The organism is Spirosoma oryzae, assembly GCF_003002825.1.
GTDB classification, from domain to species: Bacteria; Bacteroidota; Bacteroidia; order Cytophagales; family Spirosomataceae; genus Spirosoma; species Spirosoma oryzae.
Map to the genome: position 1 here is coordinate 65,896 of NZ_PVTE01000007.1, position 18,767 is coordinate 84,662.

Annotated in this window: 12 protein-coding genes, 1 tRNA gene and 1 CRISPR repeat array; of the genes, 8 read left to right on the forward strand and 5 right to left on the reverse strand. The window is 54.1% G+C overall.

The window, feature by feature from the left end; genetic code table 11:
- The first annotated feature begins 22 nt into the window (after positions 1-22).
- Together cas1b and cas2 are read left to right on the forward strand one after the other, a co-directional pair.
- On the forward strand, positions 23-1,045 hold the full coding sequence (gene cas1b, locus CLV58_RS09700; protein ID WP_106137601.1) for a type I-B CRISPR-associated endonuclease Cas1b: 1,023 nt from the start codon (positions 23-25) through the stop codon (positions 1,043-1,045).
- Between the two features lie 95 nt (positions 1,046-1,140).
- Positions 1,141-1,404: a CRISPR-associated endonuclease Cas2 gene (gene cas2, locus CLV58_RS09705; RefSeq protein ID WP_106137602.1), complete on the forward strand. Its 264-nt coding sequence runs from the start codon at positions 1,141-1,143 to the stop codon at positions 1,402-1,404.
- A gap of 214 nt (positions 1,405-1,618) precedes the next feature.
- Positions 1,619-6,157: direct repeats of the CRISPR family, unit length 30 nt; unit sequence CTTCTAATCGTACCTGAGTGGAATTGAAAT.
- Positions 6,158-6,275: 118 nt separating this feature from the next.
- Here the strand turns inward: cas2 and CLV58_RS09710 are convergent.
- From CLV58_RS09710 to rpoN, 4 genes are all read right to left on the reverse strand, one after another.
- Positions 6,276-6,349 (reverse strand) — tRNA-Arg (locus tag CLV58_RS09710).
- A gap of 129 nt (positions 6,350-6,478) precedes the next feature.
- Positions 6,479-7,270 (reverse strand): enoyl-CoA hydratase/isomerase family protein, encoded by a 792-nt coding sequence (locus tag CLV58_RS09715; RefSeq protein ID WP_106137603.1) that lies wholly within the window; start codon positions 7,268-7,270, stop codon positions 6,479-6,481.
- A gap of 131 nt (positions 7,271-7,401) precedes the next feature.
- On the reverse strand, positions 7,402-8,040 hold the full coding sequence (locus CLV58_RS09720) for a hypothetical protein (protein WP_342748899.1): 639 nt from the start codon (positions 8,038-8,040) through the stop codon (positions 7,402-7,404).
- A gap of 225 nt (positions 8,041-8,265) precedes the next feature.
- Entirely contained in the window at positions 8,266-9,717 is a 1,452-nt protein-coding gene (gene rpoN / locus CLV58_RS09725) for an RNA polymerase factor sigma-54 (protein ID WP_106137604.1), read from the reverse strand.
- Between the two features lie 147 nt (positions 9,718-9,864).
- On the opposite strand from rpoN, the gene CLV58_RS09730 reads away from it, so the two are divergent.
- The 6 genes from CLV58_RS09730 (at position 9,865) to CLV58_RS09755 (ending at position 17,667) form a co-directional block, all read left to right on the forward strand.
- Positions 9,865-11,346 carry a nicotinate phosphoribosyltransferase gene (locus CLV58_RS09730; RefSeq protein WP_106137605.1) on the forward strand — a complete coding sequence of 494 codons (1,482 nt, stop codon included), beginning with the start codon at positions 9,865-9,867 and terminating at the stop codon, positions 11,344-11,346.
- A 149-nt stretch (positions 11,347-11,495) separates the two neighbouring features.
- Positions 11,496-12,740 (forward strand): alkaline phosphatase family protein, encoded by a 1,245-nt coding sequence (locus CLV58_RS09735; RefSeq protein ID WP_106137606.1) that lies wholly within the window; start codon positions 11,496-11,498, stop codon positions 12,738-12,740.
- 268 nt (positions 12,741-13,008) lie between these two features.
- The gene (locus CLV58_RS09740) at positions 13,009-14,814 is read left to right on the forward strand and encodes a histidine kinase dimerization/phosphoacceptor domain -containing protein (protein ID WP_106137607.1); all 1,806 of its coding nucleotides are present in this window, start codon (positions 13,009-13,011) and stop codon (positions 14,812-14,814) included.
- Positions 14,815-14,826: 12 nt separating this feature from the next.
- Complete coding sequence (locus tag CLV58_RS09745; RefSeq protein WP_106137608.1) at positions 14,827-15,552, forward strand: response regulator; 726 nt, start codon at positions 14,827-14,829, stop codon at positions 15,550-15,552.
- Positions 15,553-15,657: 105 nt separating this feature from the next.
- The gene (locus tag CLV58_RS09750) at positions 15,658-16,368 is read left to right on the forward strand and encodes an HAD family hydrolase (RefSeq protein WP_106137609.1); all 711 of its coding nucleotides are present in this window, start codon (positions 15,658-15,660) and stop codon (positions 16,366-16,368) included.
- A gap of 153 nt (positions 16,369-16,521) precedes the next feature.
- A complete protein-coding gene (locus CLV58_RS09755; protein WP_106137610.1) occupies positions 16,522-17,667 on the forward strand; it encodes a TIGR03364 family FAD-dependent oxidoreductase in 1,146 nt (381 codons plus the stop codon).
- A 19-nt stretch (positions 17,668-17,686) separates the two neighbouring features.
- Here the strand turns inward: CLV58_RS09755 and CLV58_RS09760 are convergent, their stop codons facing one another.
- Positions 17,687-18,682 carry an amidohydrolase family protein gene (locus tag CLV58_RS09760; protein WP_106137611.1) on the reverse strand — a complete coding sequence of 332 codons (996 nt, stop codon included), beginning with the start codon at positions 18,680-18,682 and terminating at the stop codon, positions 17,687-17,689.
- Positions 18,683-18,767: the final 85 nt, after the last annotated feature.

Below are 18,767 nucleotides of genomic sequence, written 5' to 3' on the forward strand. Positions count from 1 at the left end.
AGTCTTCTATCCCATTCCCTTTATGAAACAAACTAAATACCTGTTTAACCCCGGTCGGCTGAGTCGGCAGGACAATACGCTCAAGTTTACGCCGGTCGACGAAGACGGCAACGAGGGTCAACCCCGCTTTTTACCTGTCGAACAGGTGTCTGACCTGTACGTGTTCGGAAGTCTCGATGCGAATTCGGCCCTGTATAATTTTCTGGGCAAGCAGAATATTGCCGTTCACTTCTTCGATTATTACGAGCATTACACCGGTTCGTTCATGCCCCGCGAGTATCTGCTGGCGGGGAAAATGCAGGTCGTTCAGACCCAGCATTACCTGTCGGCTAAAAAGCGGATAATCGTAGCGCGGGCGTTCATAGAAGGAGCCGCCAGTAACATTCTGCGTGTGCTGAAATACTACCAGAACCGTCAGAACGAACGTCGTCCCTGCGATCTCAACGACGCCATCAGAACCGTCGAACTATTACTGGCCAGTATCCCGACGGCTACGGATGTGCCGACGCTCATGGGGATCGAAGGCAACATCCGCCAGACATACTACGGCTGTTTCGACGCGATTCTGGGTGAGACATTTTGTATGGATGGTCGCAGCAAGCGCCCACCGCAAAACGAGCTGAACGCCATGATCTCGTTCGGGAACATGCTGTGTTATTCCGCCTGCCTGGGTATGATCTACCACACGCAGTTGAACCCGACGATCAGTTTTCTGCACGAACCGGGCGCACGTCGGTACTCACTGGCGCTGGACATGGCTGAAATTTTCAAACCCATCCTGATCGACCGACTCATTTTTCGAATGGTCAACAAGCGGCAATTGCAGCCATCGGATTTTCGGATGGAGGTAGGGGGCTGTGTGATGAAGGATGCCGCCCGGAAACGCTTTGTGCAGGCCTTTGACGAGTCGCTGAAAGAAACGATCAAGCACCGATCGTTGGGCCGCAACGTCAGCTACAAGCATTTGATCAAACTGGAATGCTACAAACTGCAAAAGCATTTGCTGGGTATGGAAGAATACCGGCCGTTCAAGGCTTGGTGGTAAGTTTCAGTGCGAACGAGTGAAGAACCATCCGGCAACCAGCATTCACCGCGCGGGCGGCCCCGTCACTCTATCATTCAGTCATTCAAAATTGGATTATGTACGTTATTCTCGTGTATGACATGGGGCAGAAGCGCGTTGGTAAGATGCGCAAACTCTGTCGGCGATACCTGAACTGGATACAGAATTCAGTGTTCGAAGGGGAGATGACCGAAGTCCAGTTAAAAGAGTTGCTCTACGAAGCCCGTCAGCTTATGAATGAGGCCGAAGACAGCCTGATTCTGTTTAAAAACCGCGATCAGAAGTGGTTGGACAAGCAAATCGTTGGCGTAGAGCGTCAGTCGACAGACAACTTCTTGTAGGCACCTGTCGTCGACCGATTCAGCTCCATTCTTTGACGTACTAGTTTATGCGCTCAATTTGGGTGATTTTGGCGTAACTGTCTGATTACAAAGGGTCGTCGATCGGCGGGGGTTTTCGTACTATCATCGATCGACGATTTTTTGGTTAAAAAAGATACGGTACTATATCGCTTTACAGGCTAAAAAAGCCTTTTTTTATACCCAATCCCCACGGCTTCTAATCGTACCTGAGTGGAATTGAAATATATACGAAGGCGCGGCTTCGCTACACCCGTGATTAGCTTCTAATCGTACCTGAGTGGAATTGAAATGTAATAGCCACCCCCAAGACCGTCCGTTGCATTGTTCTTCTAATCGTACCTGAGTGGAATTGAAATTGTTGGCCGATGCCTTCAGGCTCGCCACCCCTAATCCTTCTAATCGTACCTGAGTGGAATTGAAATTCGTTCACTACAGCCTTTGCCGCAAACAAATCCTGCGCTTCTAATCGTACCTGAGTGGAATTGAAATTTGATCCCGACAAACTCAGCGAACAGGGCAAAGCCTACTTCTAATCGTACCTGAGTGGAATTGAAATCTCCTTAAACGCGTTCAACACCTATCGCGTCCGATAGCTTCTAATCGTACCTGAGTGGAATTGAAATTCGTTCACTACAGCCTTTGCCGCAAACAAATCCTGCCTTCTAATCGTACCTGAGTGGAATTGAAATATGGTAATGCCCTTCTTAATATAGACTGACTGGTCGGCTTCTAATCGTACCTGAGTGGAATTGAAATGAGCGCCGGGGCGACTGGGACTCAACGAGGTGGTCGCCCTTCTAATCGTACCTGAGTGGAATTGAAATAAAGAGGGGGGGCGTCGCAACGGGGGGAGTTTTTTTCTTCTAATCGTACCTGAGTGGAATTGAAATGCATGGTTGCTAATCGCCTTAACGGTGGCTGCTGTCTTCTAATCGTACCTGAGTGGAATTGAAATGTTCATGTAGGCGTATTCATTGCCGGTGATCGTGCCCCTTCTAATCGTACCTGAGTGGAATTGAAATTCAACAGATTACGCTCTTACGTTGGACTGTGGTAAACTTCTAATCGTACCTGAGTGGAATTGAAATATTGTCGAAGCTGTTTTTCAAAACCGCGAAAAATTCCTTCTAATCGTACCTGAGTGGAATTGAAATGCGTTTCTTCTTTCTCCTTACCTGTGTTAGCGAAAACTTCTAATCGTACCTGAGTGGAATTGAAATCTCTCTATCAACTTCCCGCTTCTCCTGCTTTAGTTCTTCTAATCGTACCTGAGTGGAATTGAAATACTATAAGTTAGAGGGTGACATACTAGCGTTTCATCCTTCTAATCGTACCTGAGTGGAATTGAAATTCGCGCTCGGTCGACAGCGACAGGTTCCAGATCAGTCTTCTAATCGTACCTGAGTGGAATTGAAATAGTTTCAACTGGCTTACCAGAAACGTCGGTTGATCTTCTAATCGTACCTGAGTGGAATTGAAATTTGCTATTCAGGTCGTTTGTTTTTATCCGCTTCACACTTCTAATCGTACCTGAGTGGAATTGAAATGTACAGGCGTTGGCCGGGCGAATTTTTTGATCATTCTTCTAATCGTACCTGAGTGGAATTGAAATTCGGGCATTGCGCTTAGTTACGCAGCGGGTTACGATCTTCTAATCGTACCTGAGTGGAATTGAAATGTATTGGCGGTGGATACAACAATGAAGGTAGTCGTCTTCTAATCGTACCTGAGTGGAATTGAAATAGGCGGTGTGCTGGACAATGCGGCACGTATGCGGGCCTTCTAATCGTACCTGAGTGGAATTGAAATAGCGAAACGCAAAGATGCTACAGGCCGATACTGCCCTTCTAATCGTACCTGAGTGGAATTGAAATCCGCTTCGGATACGTATCGTAGGTCGCCTGGCTGACTTCTAATCGTACCTGAGTGGAATTGAAATCTGAATACAGGCTTCGGCATATGCGCTATATGAAACCTTCTAATCGTACCTGAGTGGAATTGAAATAAATCAACCGACGTGCCGTACGAGCTGCGGCCTCTCAACTTCTAATCGTACCTGAGTGGAATTGAAATGTCGAGGGAGCCGTGCTTTTTCTTCAGCTGTTCATACTTCTAATCGTACCTGAGTGGAATTGAAATCTACTACCTAACCCCCACCTAGCCCGGCTCAACAACTTCTAATCGTACCTGAGTGGAATTGAAATAGGAACGCCCGTGATGGTACCGTCGCGCTTGGCTTCTTCTAATCGTACCTGAGTGGAATTGAAATTATACTCATTTCCCGCGCGTACGTCGTATTGCACAACTTCTAATCGTACCTGAGTGGAATTGAAATTTGCTTATCGCTCAACGACTTAAAACGCTTTTCGTCTTCTAATCGTACCTGAGTGGAATTGAAATAAGGAACTACCCGGAAGATTGTACAGGGAACTGACTCTTCTAATCGTACCTGAGTGGAATTGAAATTGAACAGTTGCGAGACGCCCGAAACGGCCATGTTCAGGTCTTCTAATCGTACCTGAGTGGAATTGAAATGCCGCAACCGGCGCATAGGTGTTGAGCATGTTAAAGCCCTTCTAATCGTACCTGAGTGGAATTGAAATAGGTAGCCGCTGCCACAACGACCGGCGTGGCCATTGGTCTTCTAATCGTACCTGAGTGGAATTGAAATGGGTATGCGCCAATTCTTAGTTGTGTCGGCGATGGTACTTCTAATCGTACCTGAGTGGAATTGAAATACGGCGTCCAATACCGGCTGCTTACCAAGCAGGACCTTCTAATCGTACCTGAGTGGAATTGAAATAACAACCTCTACGCGGGGCCAGACGCGAACAGCGCGCCTTCTAATCGTACCTGAGTGGAATTGAAATTAAAGGGCGACGGGCTGTATCTAGCAACGCAGGCAGGCCTTCTAATCGTACCTGAGTGGAATTGAAATACGTCTGCGAGTTGGCGGCTGACGTAGCGGCTGATTCTTCTAATCGTACCTGAGTGGAATTGAAATCGTCATTTGCTCGTCTATCTGTTCTTGTGTCGGCTCCTTCTAATCGTACCTGAGTGGAATTGAAATTCGAGCACGACCACTGCCCCGCCGTCGAACACCACCTTCTAATCGTACCTGAGTGGAATTGAAATGACACGCCGGACAATTGGCGCCGGGTTCTACAGCACTTCTAATCGTACCTGAGTGGAATTGAAATCCCATCACGAGTTTGAGTTGGGGGTAGATATAGTTCTTCTAATCGTACCTGAGTGGAATTGAAATGTACATCGGTATGCGGGGCGTTCACATCAATAACTACTTCTAATCGTACCTGAGTGGAATTGAAATCCCTTGTGAAGGGGTATTTGAACAACACGCTGGCAAAGGCTTCTAATCGTACCTGAGTGGAATTGAAATGCGGTACGAAACAGCCATTTTTCGCACACTACTGCTCACTTCTAATCGTACCTGAGTGGAATTGAAATATTTTCAGTTCGGTACGCCCCGGATCTGGCTGCGTCGCTTCTAATCGTACCTGAGTGGAATTGAAATATCGGTGTCGGAAATACAGGCGAGATTGGGTCGCCTTCTAATCGTACCTGAGTGGAATTGAAATTAGGTTGATCCCCATTTGTTAGCGGTTTGATATGCGCACTTCTAATCGTACCTGAGTGGAATTGAAATAGTCAATGCTGCGGACGTCGTGGGGATGTGGGAGGTGCTTCTAATCGTACCTGAGTGGAATTGAAATGCGGGTAGAAACATCGAGCTGGTACCCACGTAATTGCTTCTAATCGTACCTGAGTGGAATTGAAATCGCAGAGGTGCCAGCGAGAGGTCGCTGAAGCGCGCCACTTCTAATCGTACCTGAGTGGAATTGAAATTCGACTGCTCGGCGGGGGCTGGTGGATCGGGGTAATACTTCTAATCGTACCTGAGTGGAATTGAAATAGGTAGCCGCTGCCACAACGACCGGCGTGGCCATTGGTCTTCTAATCGTACCTGAGTGGAATTGAAATGGGTATGCGCCAATTCTTAGTTGTGTCGGCGATGGTACTTCTAATCGTACCTGAGTGGAATTGAAATCGTAGCTGATCGCCTTGATACTATTGGCGACGGCTACGACTTCTAATCGTACCTGAGTGGAATTGAAATGTGTTCATGTACTGGCTGTTTTCGCGCACACTTGCCTTCTAATCGTACCTGAGTGGAATTGAAATACCGTTACAGAGCGAGCGATTATTGAAGCGAAAGAGACTTCTAATCGTACCTGAGTGGAATTGAAATATTCGATACTGATTTGCAGGCTTTAGGTTCGATACGCTTCTAATCGTACCTGAGTGGAATTGAAATAGAACCTCCCCTAATTCGATGGTAGAGAAAGGAAACACTTCTAATCGTACCTGAGTGGAATTGAAATCGTGTACGCCCGGCACACGGTCGAGGAGCGCAACCTTCTAATCGTACCTGAGTGGAATTGAAATGTGGACGTGGTATCTCGACGAGAAAACCGAGCGTCTCTTCTAATCGTACCTGAGTGGAATTGAAATCGGCGAACCGGCAAGGGGGCGGGGTGTGGGGGTTACTTCTAATCGTACCTGAGTGGAATTGAAATGTTTCGAGATGGCCGTCACTGGAGCCAGTCAGCTGGACTTCTAATCGTACCTGAGTGGAATTGAAATTACGAACGTCAGAAACGTACAGCATTTTAGCGTTGAGCTTCTAATCGTACCTGAGTGGAATTGAAATGCTTGGAGTTATGCCGGCTGCTGCACCGGGTCGGGACCCTCTAATCGTATCTGAATTTGAGCCTTACTCAAACTGTGCCCAAAAAAAAGTCCTGCAATTAGCTAATTGCAGGACTTCGTGCACTCGTAGGGATTCGAACCCCAAACCTCCTGATCCGTAGTCAGGTGCTCTATCCAATTGAGCTACGAATGCGATTCACATTTTTGTGAGGTGCTCTTTCCAATTGATGTCGAGCGCGACCCCGGTACGAATGTGTTGCACTGTGTGCGTTTCCCGTTGATTGGGAGTGCAAAAGTAGATAGAAAAAGGGCCTGTGTCAAGCTAATGACCAGAAAAATTTGCAGGACGCTTCGATAAAAAGGCCAGTACACCCTCGGCTGCGTCGGCAGAACGGCCCAGTTCGTTCTGATTCTCAGCCTCCTGCTCCAGCATCTGGTCGAGGTCGGAGTAGAGCGATTTGGTCAAAACTTTTTTCATCGCGCCGATGGCGCGGGTAGGAGCCGTGGCATAATAAGCGACCGTTTCGGCGACGGCGCTGTCCAGCTCAATCGTCGGGACGGCGCGATTTACCAGGCCGATACGGGCTGCCTCCGGGCCATAGACGCGTCGGCCGGTGCTACACAGGTCAAAGGCAAGTTGCGGACCCACCAGCCGGGGCAGGAAGAACGTAGCCCCCGCGTCGGGCATCAGGCCGATGTTGACGAAGATCTGACTGAAGTACGCTTCCTCAGCGCAGATGACGACGTCGCAGGCCAGCGCCAGCGAGCAGCCCGCGCCGGCCGCAACCCCGTTGATGCGGCCAATGACGGGCTTGGGCAGATTACGAATCGCCCGGATCATTGGGTTGTAGCCCTGTCGGAGCGCGTCGCCGAGGTTCGGGTTGCCACTGGCCATCGCCGAACCCGCTTCTTTCAAATCTGCGCCCGAGCAGAAGGCTTTGTCGCCCGCGCCGGTCAGCACCACCACCCGCACGCTATCGTCGGCTCCAGCGGCTTCTATGGCGCGTGTAATGTCCTGAATCAGCCCGGTGCTGAGCGCATTGTATACCTGTGGTCGGTTCAGCGTAATCCGGCACAGGCCGTCGCTTACGTCGTAGAGGAGGGTGTCGTACATGGGTTTACGATTTTCGGTTTACTGTCTACGGTTGTTCCTGATCGGCAGTAGATGCGCTAAGCTACAAACCTTGCGAAGTAAAGCCGACGCCATTAACCGTAAACTGATGCACCGAATACCGTAAACCGACGCTAAACCATCCACAGCACAGCGGAGAGGCTAACGAGGAGGCCCAGGAGCAGGCCGGCGGTGGTTTGGCCGGTCGTGTGAGCGTTGAGGTGCAGGCGGGCGCTCAGGACAAGTCCGGCGATGGCGATGATAGCTGCCAGCGTTGGTACCAGTTCGATGGTACTGTGCCGGACGGCCATGCCCGCCAGTGTGCCGACAACCCCGCCAATCCCGACGCTATGGGCACTGATCTGCCAGTAGAGACTGATGAGGCCGACCAGCAGAATCGAGACGGTAACGCTGCCCAGCAGAATGGCAATCTGCGGGGCAATGTCCGACACCAGTTCCATGCGGAAGCCGAAGAACACCGTAACGCCCGTGTAGATGGCTGCTGTAAGGAAATAAGGGAGCCGGCGGTCGGCCAGCGTGTTCAGGTAGAGCGACTGTACATAACCACTCCGAAACAGGTAATAAATCAGCAGGGAGGGGACGGCGAAAGTCCCGATAAAGATCAGGATCAGCAAGCTGCCCCGCACGGAGGCCGAAAACACGTCGACACCAACCGTATACGGTGCCTGAAATAAGAGAATACCGAACAGTAACGTCGGCATGAGCAGGGGATGAAACGCAACCGAGAGGAAGCGGGCAAGCGGGGTAGTCAATCGGGTTACGGTTTACTGTTTAGGGAGTGCTGTCGCGTGCTAACTCATCCCCGCACCGGTCGTTTGTAACAACCCGTTGGCGGGTGATGAATCCGTTAACAAAAATACAGCATAGGTGTGGTAAGTCCGTTGCCATGCCCCGAAAAGCCAGCCAATAGTCTAGCGTGTATCACTCACCCGCCTGAGAACCGTAAACGGAAAACGGTAAACCGAACACCGTAAAGACTACAACTGCTTCCGAAGCCGGGCGACGGGGATATTGAGTTGCTCTCGGTATTTGGCAACCGTCCGGCGGGCGATGTTGTACCCCCGATCGTTCAGGATTTTTTCAAGCTTATCGTCCGACAGCGGGCTGAGTTTCGGCTCGTTGTCGATCAGGTCTTTCAGGATGTTTTTCACCTCCCGGCTACTAACGTCTTCGCCCGAATCCGTCGAGATACCTTCCGAGAAAAAGTACTTGAGCGGATAAATACCGAACTCCGTTTGTACCGATTTGCTGTTGGCCACCCGCGACACTGTCGACACGTCCATGTCGATCATCTGCGCGATGTCTTTCAGAATCATGGGTCGCAGCTTCGATTCTTCGCCGGTCAGGAAAAAGTCGTACTGGAACCGTACGATGGCGTTCATGGTCTTGAGCAGTGTCTGCTGCCGTTGCTTGATGGCGTCGATAAACCACTTGGCTGCGTCGAGCTTCTGCTTCACAAATGACACCGTTTCTTTCAGCGCCTTGTTCTGCTTGTTGCCCTTGTCGTAGGTGTCGAGCATGTCGGCAAACGACCGGCTGATGCGCAGTTCAGGCGCATTCTTCGAGTTCAGCGACAGCTCAAGCTTGTTACTGTTGTTGATCAGGATAAAGTCGGGAATAAGAAACTGAGCCGTTCCGGAACTGTCGTCGACGGAGCCCGGCTTCGGATTGAGCCGGATGATGATGTCGATTACCCGCTTCAGCGTTTCGTCGCTGATGGCCAGCCGACGCTGAATTTTGTCGTAGTGTTTTTTGGAAAACTCCTCGAAGAAATCGTCGATGATGCGAATCGCCAGGACCACGTCGGGGTCGGAAAGGTCTCGGCGTCTGAGTTGCAGCAGCAGGCATTCCTGGAGCGAGCGGGCCGCAATACCCGGCGGGTCGAGCGTCTGTACCTTGTGCAGTACCTCTTCGATCTCTTCCGTATCGGTAAACACATTCTGCGAGAACGCAAGGTCATTGACAATTGCCTGCATCGACCGGCGGATGTACCCATCGGCTTCGATGCTACCGATCAGCTGCGTACCGATCACGCGTTGATCGTCGGTGAGGGGGAGGTAGCTGAACTGCTGTACCAGCGAATCGAGCAGGCTCGACGAAGTGGCCAGCGGCATGTCGCGTTCTTCTTCACCGTAGTTGCCATCGCCCTGCATTTTGTAGCCGGCGTAATCGTCCTGTTGCAGGTAGCCGTCGATGTCCAGATCGTCGTTGCGCTCCTTGTAATCGTCGTCGAATTCATCGGCGAACGGATCATCTTCCTTCTGCTCGAAGTCGTCGTCCATGCCTTCTTCGAGGGCTGGATTGATTTCAAGTTCTTCCTCAATGCGCGTATCCAGCTCCGCCGTTGGAATTTGCAGCAGTTTGATAAACTGAATCTGTTGGGGAGACAGTTTCTGCTGGAGGGATTGGGATAGACTTAACTTCTGCATAAGGGGCTGGAGAACGCAAACGTATAGAACTAAGCAGGCGACAATGGTTAGGTAAAGCCGGCTGCACAAATATTAGACCAAGTTACAAAACGAATTGTTTTTAGGTCAAAAAGTTTGCTGAATTAACCGGGACGCTACCTTCGCGCCATGACCAATAAACTCTACGATACCTCGCTTAGTTTGCTGACAGACCTTTACCAGGTGACGATGGCGTACGGCTACTGGAAGTCAGGGACGGCCGAAAAGGAATCGGTATTTAACCTGTACTTTCGTAAAAATCCGTTCGGAGGGGGCTTCACCGTAGCCTGTGGACTAGCGAACGCTATCGGCTACGTCAGCCATTTTGGCTTCACCAAAAAGGATTTGCGTTACCTGCGCAGCCTGACGGGGTCCGACGGACAGCCGTTGTTCGAGGAGGCTTTTCTGGATTACCTCGCCGATCTGAAACTGACCGTCGACATCGACGCAATTCCTGAAGGAACGGTCGTTTTTCCCAACGAACCACTCGTGCGGGTGCGCGGGCCGATCCTGCAATGTCAGCTGCTCGAAACACCGCTGCTGAATCTGATCAACTTTGAAACACTGATCGCGACGAAGGCGGCCCGGCTGCGGTTGGTCGCGGAAGCGGATACGCTGCTGGAGTTCGGACTACGCCGGGCACAGGGTGTCGACGGTGGGGTGACGGCGAGCCGGGCGGCCTACATCGGCGGTTGCGACGCGACGTCGAACGTGCTGGCCGGCAAACACTACGACATTCCGGTTCGGGGTACCCACGCCCACAGCTGGGTGATGTCGTTCGAGTCGGAGCTGGACGCGTTCGAGACCTATGCCGACGTATTACCCAACAATGTGACCTTGCTGGTCGATACCTACGACACGCTACAGGGGGTACGCAACGCCATCGAAGCGGGCAAACGGCTGCGGGAACGGGGCTACCGGCTGTCGGGCATCCGGCTCGATTCGGGCGACCTGGCTTACCTCAGCATCGAAGCCCGCAAACTGCTCGATGCGGCTGGCTTTACCGATACGGCCATCGTCGCCAGCAACGATCTGGACGAAACGATCATTGCCAGTCTGAAACAGCAGGGTGCGCAGATCACCGTCTGGGGTGTCGGTACGAAACTCGTGACGGCCTACGACCAGCCCGCGCTGGGGGGCGTCTACAAGCTGGCAGCGCTACGGAATACCGACGGGTCGTGGGACTACAAAATCAAGCTGTCGGAACAGGCGATCAAAACGTCGACGCCCGGTATTCAGCAGGTGCGTCGGTACAGCGACGAGCGCGGTTTTCTGGCCGATATGATCGTCAACGAGAGCGACCCCGACGCGCTGTCCGGCAAAACCGTGACGATGATCGATCCGCTGGACTTTACCAAACGTCGGCGGTTTGGTACGGCGCAGGCGTTCGACGACCTGCTGGTGCCAGTCTTCCGCGCGGGTGACCTGGTGTACAGCCTGCCCGACATTCATGCGGTCCGGGCGCGGGTGCAGGATCAGTTAGCGCGGCTGCACCCCGGCGTCCGGCGCTTCGTCAATCCGCATACGTATCCCGTTGGGCTGGAAAATGGCTTGCATGAGCTGAAAACCGAGTTGATTCTGAAACTACGCGGCACCCGCGATGCCGACTAACCGCTGTCGTTGTTGATTACCGCTGTGTTATCGTCGCCAGGCGGACTTGACAATTTAGTTACAGTTGGTGAATGAAGTAAGGGTTTATTTTGCGGGCGGGTCTGGTGGCCGTCAGGCCACGCTACACCTAAACGTCCTCCCTTCTTACGATGAAAAAGTACCTGTTTCTCCTTAGTACGTTGCTGCTGACGACGCCCGTTTTGTGGGCGCAGGCGCGCCCGAAAAAAGTCGTGTTCGTTATCGTCGACGGCATTCCGGCCGATGTGATCGAAACGGCGAATGTGCCTAACCTGCGAGCGATTTCGAAAGCCGGAACGTATCAGCGGATGCACGTCGGGGGCGACAAGGGAACCTACTCGCAGACACCGACTATCTCGGCTGTCGGCTATAACAGCCTGTTGACCGGTACGTGGGTGAACAAGCACAACGTCTGGGACAACAGCATCAAAGCACCCAATTACCATTATCCGACGATTTTTCGCCTGTTTAAAGATCAGTTTCCGAATCGGAAAACGGCCATCTTCTCCAGTTGGCTCGATAACCGGACCAAGCTGATCGGTGAGGGTCTTCCGCAAACCAAGGCTGTCAAAACCGACTACCATTTCGATGGGTATGAACTCGATACGGTCCAGTTTCCGCACGATACGGCGCGCGATTTTATGCACCGGATCGACGAGCGGGTCGTCGATGAAGCGGTCAGGACACTGGGGCAGCAGGCACCCGATCTGTCGTGGGTGTATCTGGAATACACCGACGATATGGGCCACAAATACGGCGATAGCGCCCCGTATCTGAAAGCTATCGAACAGATGGACGCGCAGATGGGCCGCTTGTGGAACGTCGTGCAACAGCGACAGAAACAGCATAACGAAGACTGGCTGCTGCTCATCACGACCGACCACGGGCGCGACGAACAGACCGGTAAAAACCACGGTGGGCAGTCGGCGCGGCAGCGGGCTACGTGGCTGGTGAGTAACCTGACAACCCCCAACGCCTACGCGCGCTACGATCAGCCCGGCATTGTCGACCTGATGCCGACGATGGCCCGCTTTCTGGGCATGGCGCTTCCGACCAACGTGCAACGCGAGGTCGACGGTATCCCGCTGATTGGGCCTGTATCAATCGCGCAGCCGGACGCTATCTTTTCGCAGGACCGGCTTATCATCGACTGGCAGGCGCTGGAACCATCGGGTAACGTGACTATCTGGGTAACGCCCACCAATGCTGCTGAAACGGGCGGCACCGATACGTATCAGCGAATGGCTGAAGTACCGCTGGCACAACGCCGTGCGATCATCGACGTGTCGGCAATGCCGTCGTCGCTCTATAAGATTGTGCTGGAGGGACCGCATAACATGGTAAACCGGTGGGTGGTGCGGTCTGAAAAGCCATAGCCCGGTCAACGTTCTACTGGAACGAAGCCGGGCTACGGTGAGTCAAGTGGTGTGGATAGAAACGATCGATATCAACCAACAGCGATCGAGGATGGCCGATTACCGGCCCTATTAGTAGATTAAAGCAGGTTAAAGTTTCGGTTCCAGTCAACCGAGTCGTGGTCAAACCCGGTATTTTTCGCGTCAGCAGACCGATTTTTCTTGTGAACGGGGCTGAGGGAAACTACTGACAGTCATTAGCTTTGCAGGCTACTCCGCATCGTTGACCATGAATCGCCCGGCTGTCTATACAGGATTGCTGCTGTGCTGGCTACTGGCTTTAGAACAAAGCACAGGGCAGGTGCCGGCTCACCTGCGGGTAAATGCGGAGCGATTAGCCAGGGCGCAGGCGTTGGAGCGGCAGGCCATGAGGCAGCACAACCCGGCCGGGCTGGCCGAAGCATACTACCAGTACGGCCGCACCTACATCTTCGCCGGCGATTACAAAACGTCGCAGGGCTACTTTCTCCGCGCGCAGCGCCTGCTCGAACCGCCTGGCCCCTCCGCCGACCTGTCACGCATCTACGTGCGACTCAGTGAAAACGAAAGCCGGCTTGGGCGTCAGGCCGACGCCTTGCGGTACGCCCGTTTGGCGTTGTCGATCGCGCAGCGTATTCATCAGCCGCGAGCGCTGGTACTGGCCTACGGGGTTGTCGGGCGTGTGAACGAAGCGATCTGGGAACAGCATCTGCCCGGCTACACGATCCACTACGACAGCGTTGAAACCTACTACCAGCGTAAAATGCCCATCTTCCGGGCGATGCGGGATACGCTGGGTATGGCCGAAACCTGGCTGGAACTGGGAACCCTGTTTACGAAGGTGCGTGATCGACGGGCTGTCCCATACCTGACCGAAGCCCTTCGCCTGACCCGCCTGATTCACCGCGACCGATTGGTGCCGAATGTGATGCTACACCTTGCCACGGCGTATCTGACAGCCGGCCAGCCGCAACGAGCGTTCGACTTGCTGCGCGCTGCCCGAGCCCGGTACATCGCCGATCGGTTCGATGATTACGATACCATTCTGGGCCTGGAAACGGAATTTGTGCGGTATTACCAGGCTACCGGACAGTGGAAACAGGCCTTTTCGCATCAGCAGGCTGCGCATCAACTGGAACGAACCGAGATGCTGTCGGACCGGGAGGCTGCTATTGCCCGGCTGCACATCGAATACGAAACGCAGAAACGAGAGGCCGAGATCCGTGCCAAAAACAGTCAGCTGATGCTGCAAACCAGGAACTGGCAGACACAGCGCAAACTGACAGGGCTAACGTTGGCGCTGCTGGTGCTGGCAACTGGGGTAGGCGGGGGATTTTTCTGGCTGGCCCGCAAAAACAAACGCATCAGTCGGCGTAACGAAGAACTGGTGAAAGAACAGAATCACCGGGTCAAGAATAACATGCAGGTTGTGGCCAGTCTGCTGCTGATGCAGGCCAACCGGCTGACCGATCAGCCGGCGAAGCAGGCGGTGGAGGAAAGCCGGCTGCGGGTACAGGCAATGGCGATGCTCCACCAGCGGCTGTACGACGGCGACCAACTGGCCCGCGTCGACATGCCCGACTTCATCCGACAGCTGACCGTTGGCGTGTTGAGCGCTTATGGCTACGAACAGGTGCAGCCGACAATCTGCGTCGACCCGATCACGCTGGCGGCCGAGCAGGCTACACCGGTAGGACTGATCCTTAACGAGGTGCTGACCAATGCCTGCAAACACGCCTTTCCGCATACGAATCAACCCACGCTGCAACTCGACTGCCACCAACAAAACCACCGGGTACACATCCGCATCAGCGATAATGGTCCCGGACTGGATGGTCCCGGACTGGATGGTCCCGGACTGGACGGTCCCGGACTGGAAAGTCATGGTAAGGCTGCTGATGAGTCGGTCGTGTCTGCGTTTAGCGCGACGAACGGGTTGCCCCGTCGCTCGCTGGGGCGGCAACTGATCGAGTCGTTGACGGAGCAACTGCATGGTACCTGCCGGTTCTGGTCGGAGCAGGGGAGTGTATTTGCGCTGGAATTTCCCATTGACTAACCTATTGATAAGATGACGATACTGATTATTGAAGATGAGGCCATCACGGCAATGGCCATGCAGGAAACGCTGGAAGCCGCCGGCCATTCGGTGCTGGCCGTGGCTCGTACGTACGAACAGGTGCAGGACGTGTTGCAAAAGCAACTACCCGATCTGGCCATCGTCGACATTCACCTGAGCCGATCGACGACAGACGGCATAACGATTGCCCGCGAAATCACGACCCACTACCTGATTCCGATTGTTTATCTGACGGCGCACTCGGAGCCACAGGCCTATCAGGCGACGAAAGACACAAACCCGGCTGCCTATCTGCTCAAGCCGTTTGATCCAACGGAACTGGTGACGCAGATCGAGGCTGCCTACGAGCGGTTTCAGCAGGGGCGCGTGCGTCGCCCTGATAGTGAATTGCCGCTGATGCTGCCGGTGGTGAAGGGGTACCGAAAGATCGATCCCGGCAGGATTCTGTACGTTATGGCGGCTGGCGCTCACGCCAATGTTTACGTGCACGACCAGGAAAAACCGTACTTTACCAGTATCTCTTTGGGTCGGCTCGAACAGTACCTGACGACGCCTAATTTCTACCGACTGTCGCGATCCCTGCTGATCAATCTCGACTATCTGGAGCGGCTCGAACAGCATCACCTCTACATGGCTACGCACGCCAAACCGCTGGACATATCGGAAGCAAAACGGCAGGAACTGCTTCGGCAGATGACCGTAGTCCGGACGAAGTGAAGTTTTGCCGACAGGCGATCACTCTTTTTGATTTCTTAATACACTGTGCCGGCATCGTAACCGATCTTTCCGTTGCTTTGCCGGCTATAAACGAATCCTGATTCCATGAGCGCTATTCAGCTGGTTGTTTTCGACATGGCCGGTACGACCGTTACCGATCACCACGAAGTTGAACGATGTTTCGCCGAAGCGGCTGCCCAAACCGGCCTGACCGTTTCCGACGAACGGATTCTGGCCATGCAGGGGCTGTCGAAACGGCACGTATTCGAGACGCTCTGGAAAGAACAGCTGGGAGCCGATAGCCCTGAAGTACCGACCCATGTCGACGTATCATACGACGTCTTCCGGGACGTGCTGGAGGACCACTACCGGAAACAGGGCGCAACGCCGACCGATGGTTGTCTGGACACATTTGCAACCCTGCACGAGCGCGGTATCAAAATTGCCCTGACCACGGGTTTCTACCGCGTTGTGACCGACATTATCCTGGAAAAACTGGGCTGGCTCGACGGACTGAATGAACAGCGGATCGGCACGGCCGACAGCCTGATTCAACTGTCGATTGCCAGTGACGAGGTGGCGCAGGGGCGTCCGCAGCCGTTGATGATTCAGCGCGCCATGCAGCTGCTGAACGTAACCGACCCGAAGCAGGTCGTCAACATTGGCGATACGCCCTCTGATCTGTTGTCGGGGCAGGCAGCCGGTGTCGCCCTGAACCTCGGCCTGACCAACGGTACCCATACCCGCGCCCAGCTCGAAGCCTACCCACACGACAAACTGCTCGGCTCACTACGGGAATTGCCCGATTTGTTGTAGACGGTGTAACCCAGACGTCCACGTCTGGTAGCCGCGATAGCGGCTAAAAAAGCATCCGCGTAGAGTAGTTAGCCTGACGGCTACCAGACCCGCGCCGGCACCTACGCGGTGTAGCCCCCGTAAACCGAATACCGAAAACCGTTTCCCGACCTTATGCCTGCTTACGATCTGATAATTATTGGTGCCGGAGTCCTCGGCACATTCCATGCATACCACGCGGCCAAAGCCGGGAAACGGGTGCTGCTGCTGGAAAAAGACCGCTATCCGGTTGGCGCTACCGTCCGGAATTTCGGTCAGGTCGTCCCGTCGGGGCTGGCGGGGCGATGGTTCGACTACGGTCGACGGAGTCTGGAGTTATACCGCGAAATTCAGCAACAAACAGACATCACCATCCGGCAGAACGGTACGGTTTATGTAGCCTCGGAACCGAGCGAATGGCAGGTCGCCAACGAACTGCACGATCGCTACAGCCGCATCGGTTACCGCAGCGAATTACTGTCGAAAGAACAGGTGCTGGCGAAGTGGCCAAGCCTGCGCGCCGACTACGTGTACGGTGGCCTGTTCTTCCCCGACGAACTAAGCGTCGAGCCGGAGCAGATGATTCATCAACTGATCGGCTTCGTACAGGAAAAGCTAGCCGTCGAGTATCGGCCCGGCTCTGTCGTCATCGGCTGTGAACCAATTGGCGACCATGTACGGGTGACGCTGGCAAACGGTCAGACAGTAGAAGCGGGGCGGGTGCTGCTGTGCGGTGGCCACGAGGTGCGGCTTCTGTTTCCCGACGTGCTGGCGCAGGCCGGGCTGGTTGTCAGCAAGCTTCAGATGTTGCTGGCCGAACCCGTCGCCGGCCTTGAACTGCCCGGCAACATTCTGACCGGCCTGACGATTCGGCGCTACGAAGCCTTCCAGGAATGTCCGTCTTACCCGCAGCTGACGCCCGTTTCACCCGAACTCGCCGAGTTGCAACGTTGGGGTATTCATATTCTGTTCAAGCAGGCAACGGATGGCTCGATCATCGTCGGCGACTCGCACGAATACGCAGCCGCCACGGCGCAGGAAGACCTCGGCTACCATACACAGGACTACATCAACAACCTGATGCTGACCGAAGCCCGCCGGATTGCCGCCTTCCCGCTGACGGTTCGCAAGGCGTGGGCTGGCTTTTACAGTCAGACGCCCAATGAGATTTTCGAATACGACGTCGCGCCGAACATCCGTATCATCACCGGTATTGGTGGTAAAGGCATGAGTTCCAGCGCGGGTTACGCCGAAGAAAGCATTCAGCAGTGGGGGCTGTAAGTCGTTCGACGCAGCCTGATTAGTTCGCCTGGGGGTTTGTGCGCTGCGTAAGTTGTTCCCAATTGCCGTGCGCAAACAGGGCCTTTTGTTCGCCGGAAAGCGGTGCCTGTTCCAGAAACGAACGGGCTTGTCGGCCGGGCCGGTACTGGTACGGATAATCGGTTGAGAACAGAATCCGCTCCGGGCCGACGATCTCCAGCGAGCGCTGCAAATACGCCGGACTCCACATGCCGCTGGCCGTGACGTACAGGTTCTGCCGGAAATAATCGGCGATGGGTCGTTGCAGCTTGGCGATCTGTCCGAGCGCGTTCATTCGTTCCAGGTAGAACAGAACGACCTCGCCCCAATGGCCGAGAATCAGTTGAAGCGTGGGGAATTTGTCGAAGACACCGGCTACGATCAAGCGGATAAACTGAATACCCGCTTCGTAATGCCAGCCCAGCCCAAACGTCGCAAACGCCGTGTCGACCGTATCGGTAAAGCCGGAATAATAGACGTCCCGAACAGCGCGCTGGGGTATCTGCGGGTGAATGAATACCGGTACGCCCAACTTAGCGGCTGTCTCGAACAGGGGCAAAAAGTCGGGGTGGTCCAGGTTCTTCTCGCGGGTCCGGCCGCACAGCATGGCACCCTTCAGACCGAGCTGGGTTACGCTCCGCTCCAGTTCTGCCGCCACATGAGCCGGCGAAGCGGTGGGCAGGGTGGCGAAGCCCTGAAAGCGCGTGGGATGTTCAGCTATCGTCGCGGCCAAGAAATCGTTCGTTTGCCGGGCCAGTAAGACACTCTGATCGGGTTCGAGGTTGTGCAGGGCGGGCGTCGTTACCGACAGCACCTGCACGTCGACCCCCGCTTCGTCCATCAGCGCCAGCCGTTGCGCGCCGAGATCCACCAGCCGTTCGTCGATGATGCCCTGATCCAGCCGGTCGGTACCTTCCTGACCAATGGTGGATGTGGCCCAGGCCGAACGAATGGCGCTCGTCAGAAAATGCTCTTCAATCGCAATCAGCTTGGTCATGGTTTATCGCGGGATTCGCCGGGTAAGGTCCTGCGGTTTAACCGGCGAATCGGCGCGTTGTTCGAGCCAACGTTGATAGCGATAC

Coding starts and splice junctions, on each gene's coding strand:
- CLV58_RS09760 (WP_106137611.1), bottom strand. CDS start 18,682: ATGACCAAGCTGATTGCGATTGAAGAGCATTTTCTGACGAGCGCCATT.
- CLV58_RS09745 (WP_106137608.1), top strand. CDS start 14,827: ATGACGATACTGATTATTGAAGATGAGGCCATCACGGCAATGGCCATG.
- CLV58_RS09755 (WP_106137610.1), top strand. CDS start 16,522: ATGCCTGCTTACGATCTGATAATTATTGGTGCCGGAGTCCTCGGCACA.
- CLV58_RS09740 (WP_106137607.1), top strand. CDS start 13,009: ATGAATCGCCCGGCTGTCTATACAGGATTGCTGCTGTGCTGGCTACTG.
- CLV58_RS09730 (WP_106137605.1), top strand. CDS start 9,865: ATGACCAATAAACTCTACGATACCTCGCTTAGTTTGCTGACAGACCTT.
- CLV58_RS09735 (WP_106137606.1), top strand. CDS start 11,496: ATGAAAAAGTACCTGTTTCTCCTTAGTACGTTGCTGCTGACGACGCCC.
- rpoN (WP_106137604.1), bottom strand. CDS start 9,717: ATGCAGAAGTTAAGTCTATCCCAATCCCTCCAGCAGAAACTGTCTCCC.
- cas2 (WP_106137602.1), top strand. CDS start 1,141: ATGTACGTTATTCTCGTGTATGACATGGGGCAGAAGCGCGTTGGTAAG.
- CLV58_RS09715 (WP_106137603.1), bottom strand. CDS start 7,270: ATGTACGACACCCTCCTCTACGACGTAAGCGACGGCCTGTGCCGGATT.
- CLV58_RS09750 (WP_106137609.1), top strand. CDS start 15,658: ATGAGCGCTATTCAGCTGGTTGTTTTCGACATGGCCGGTACGACCGTT.
- cas1b (WP_106137601.1), top strand. CDS start 23: ATGAAACAAACTAAATACCTGTTTAACCCCGGTCGGCTGAGTCGGCAG.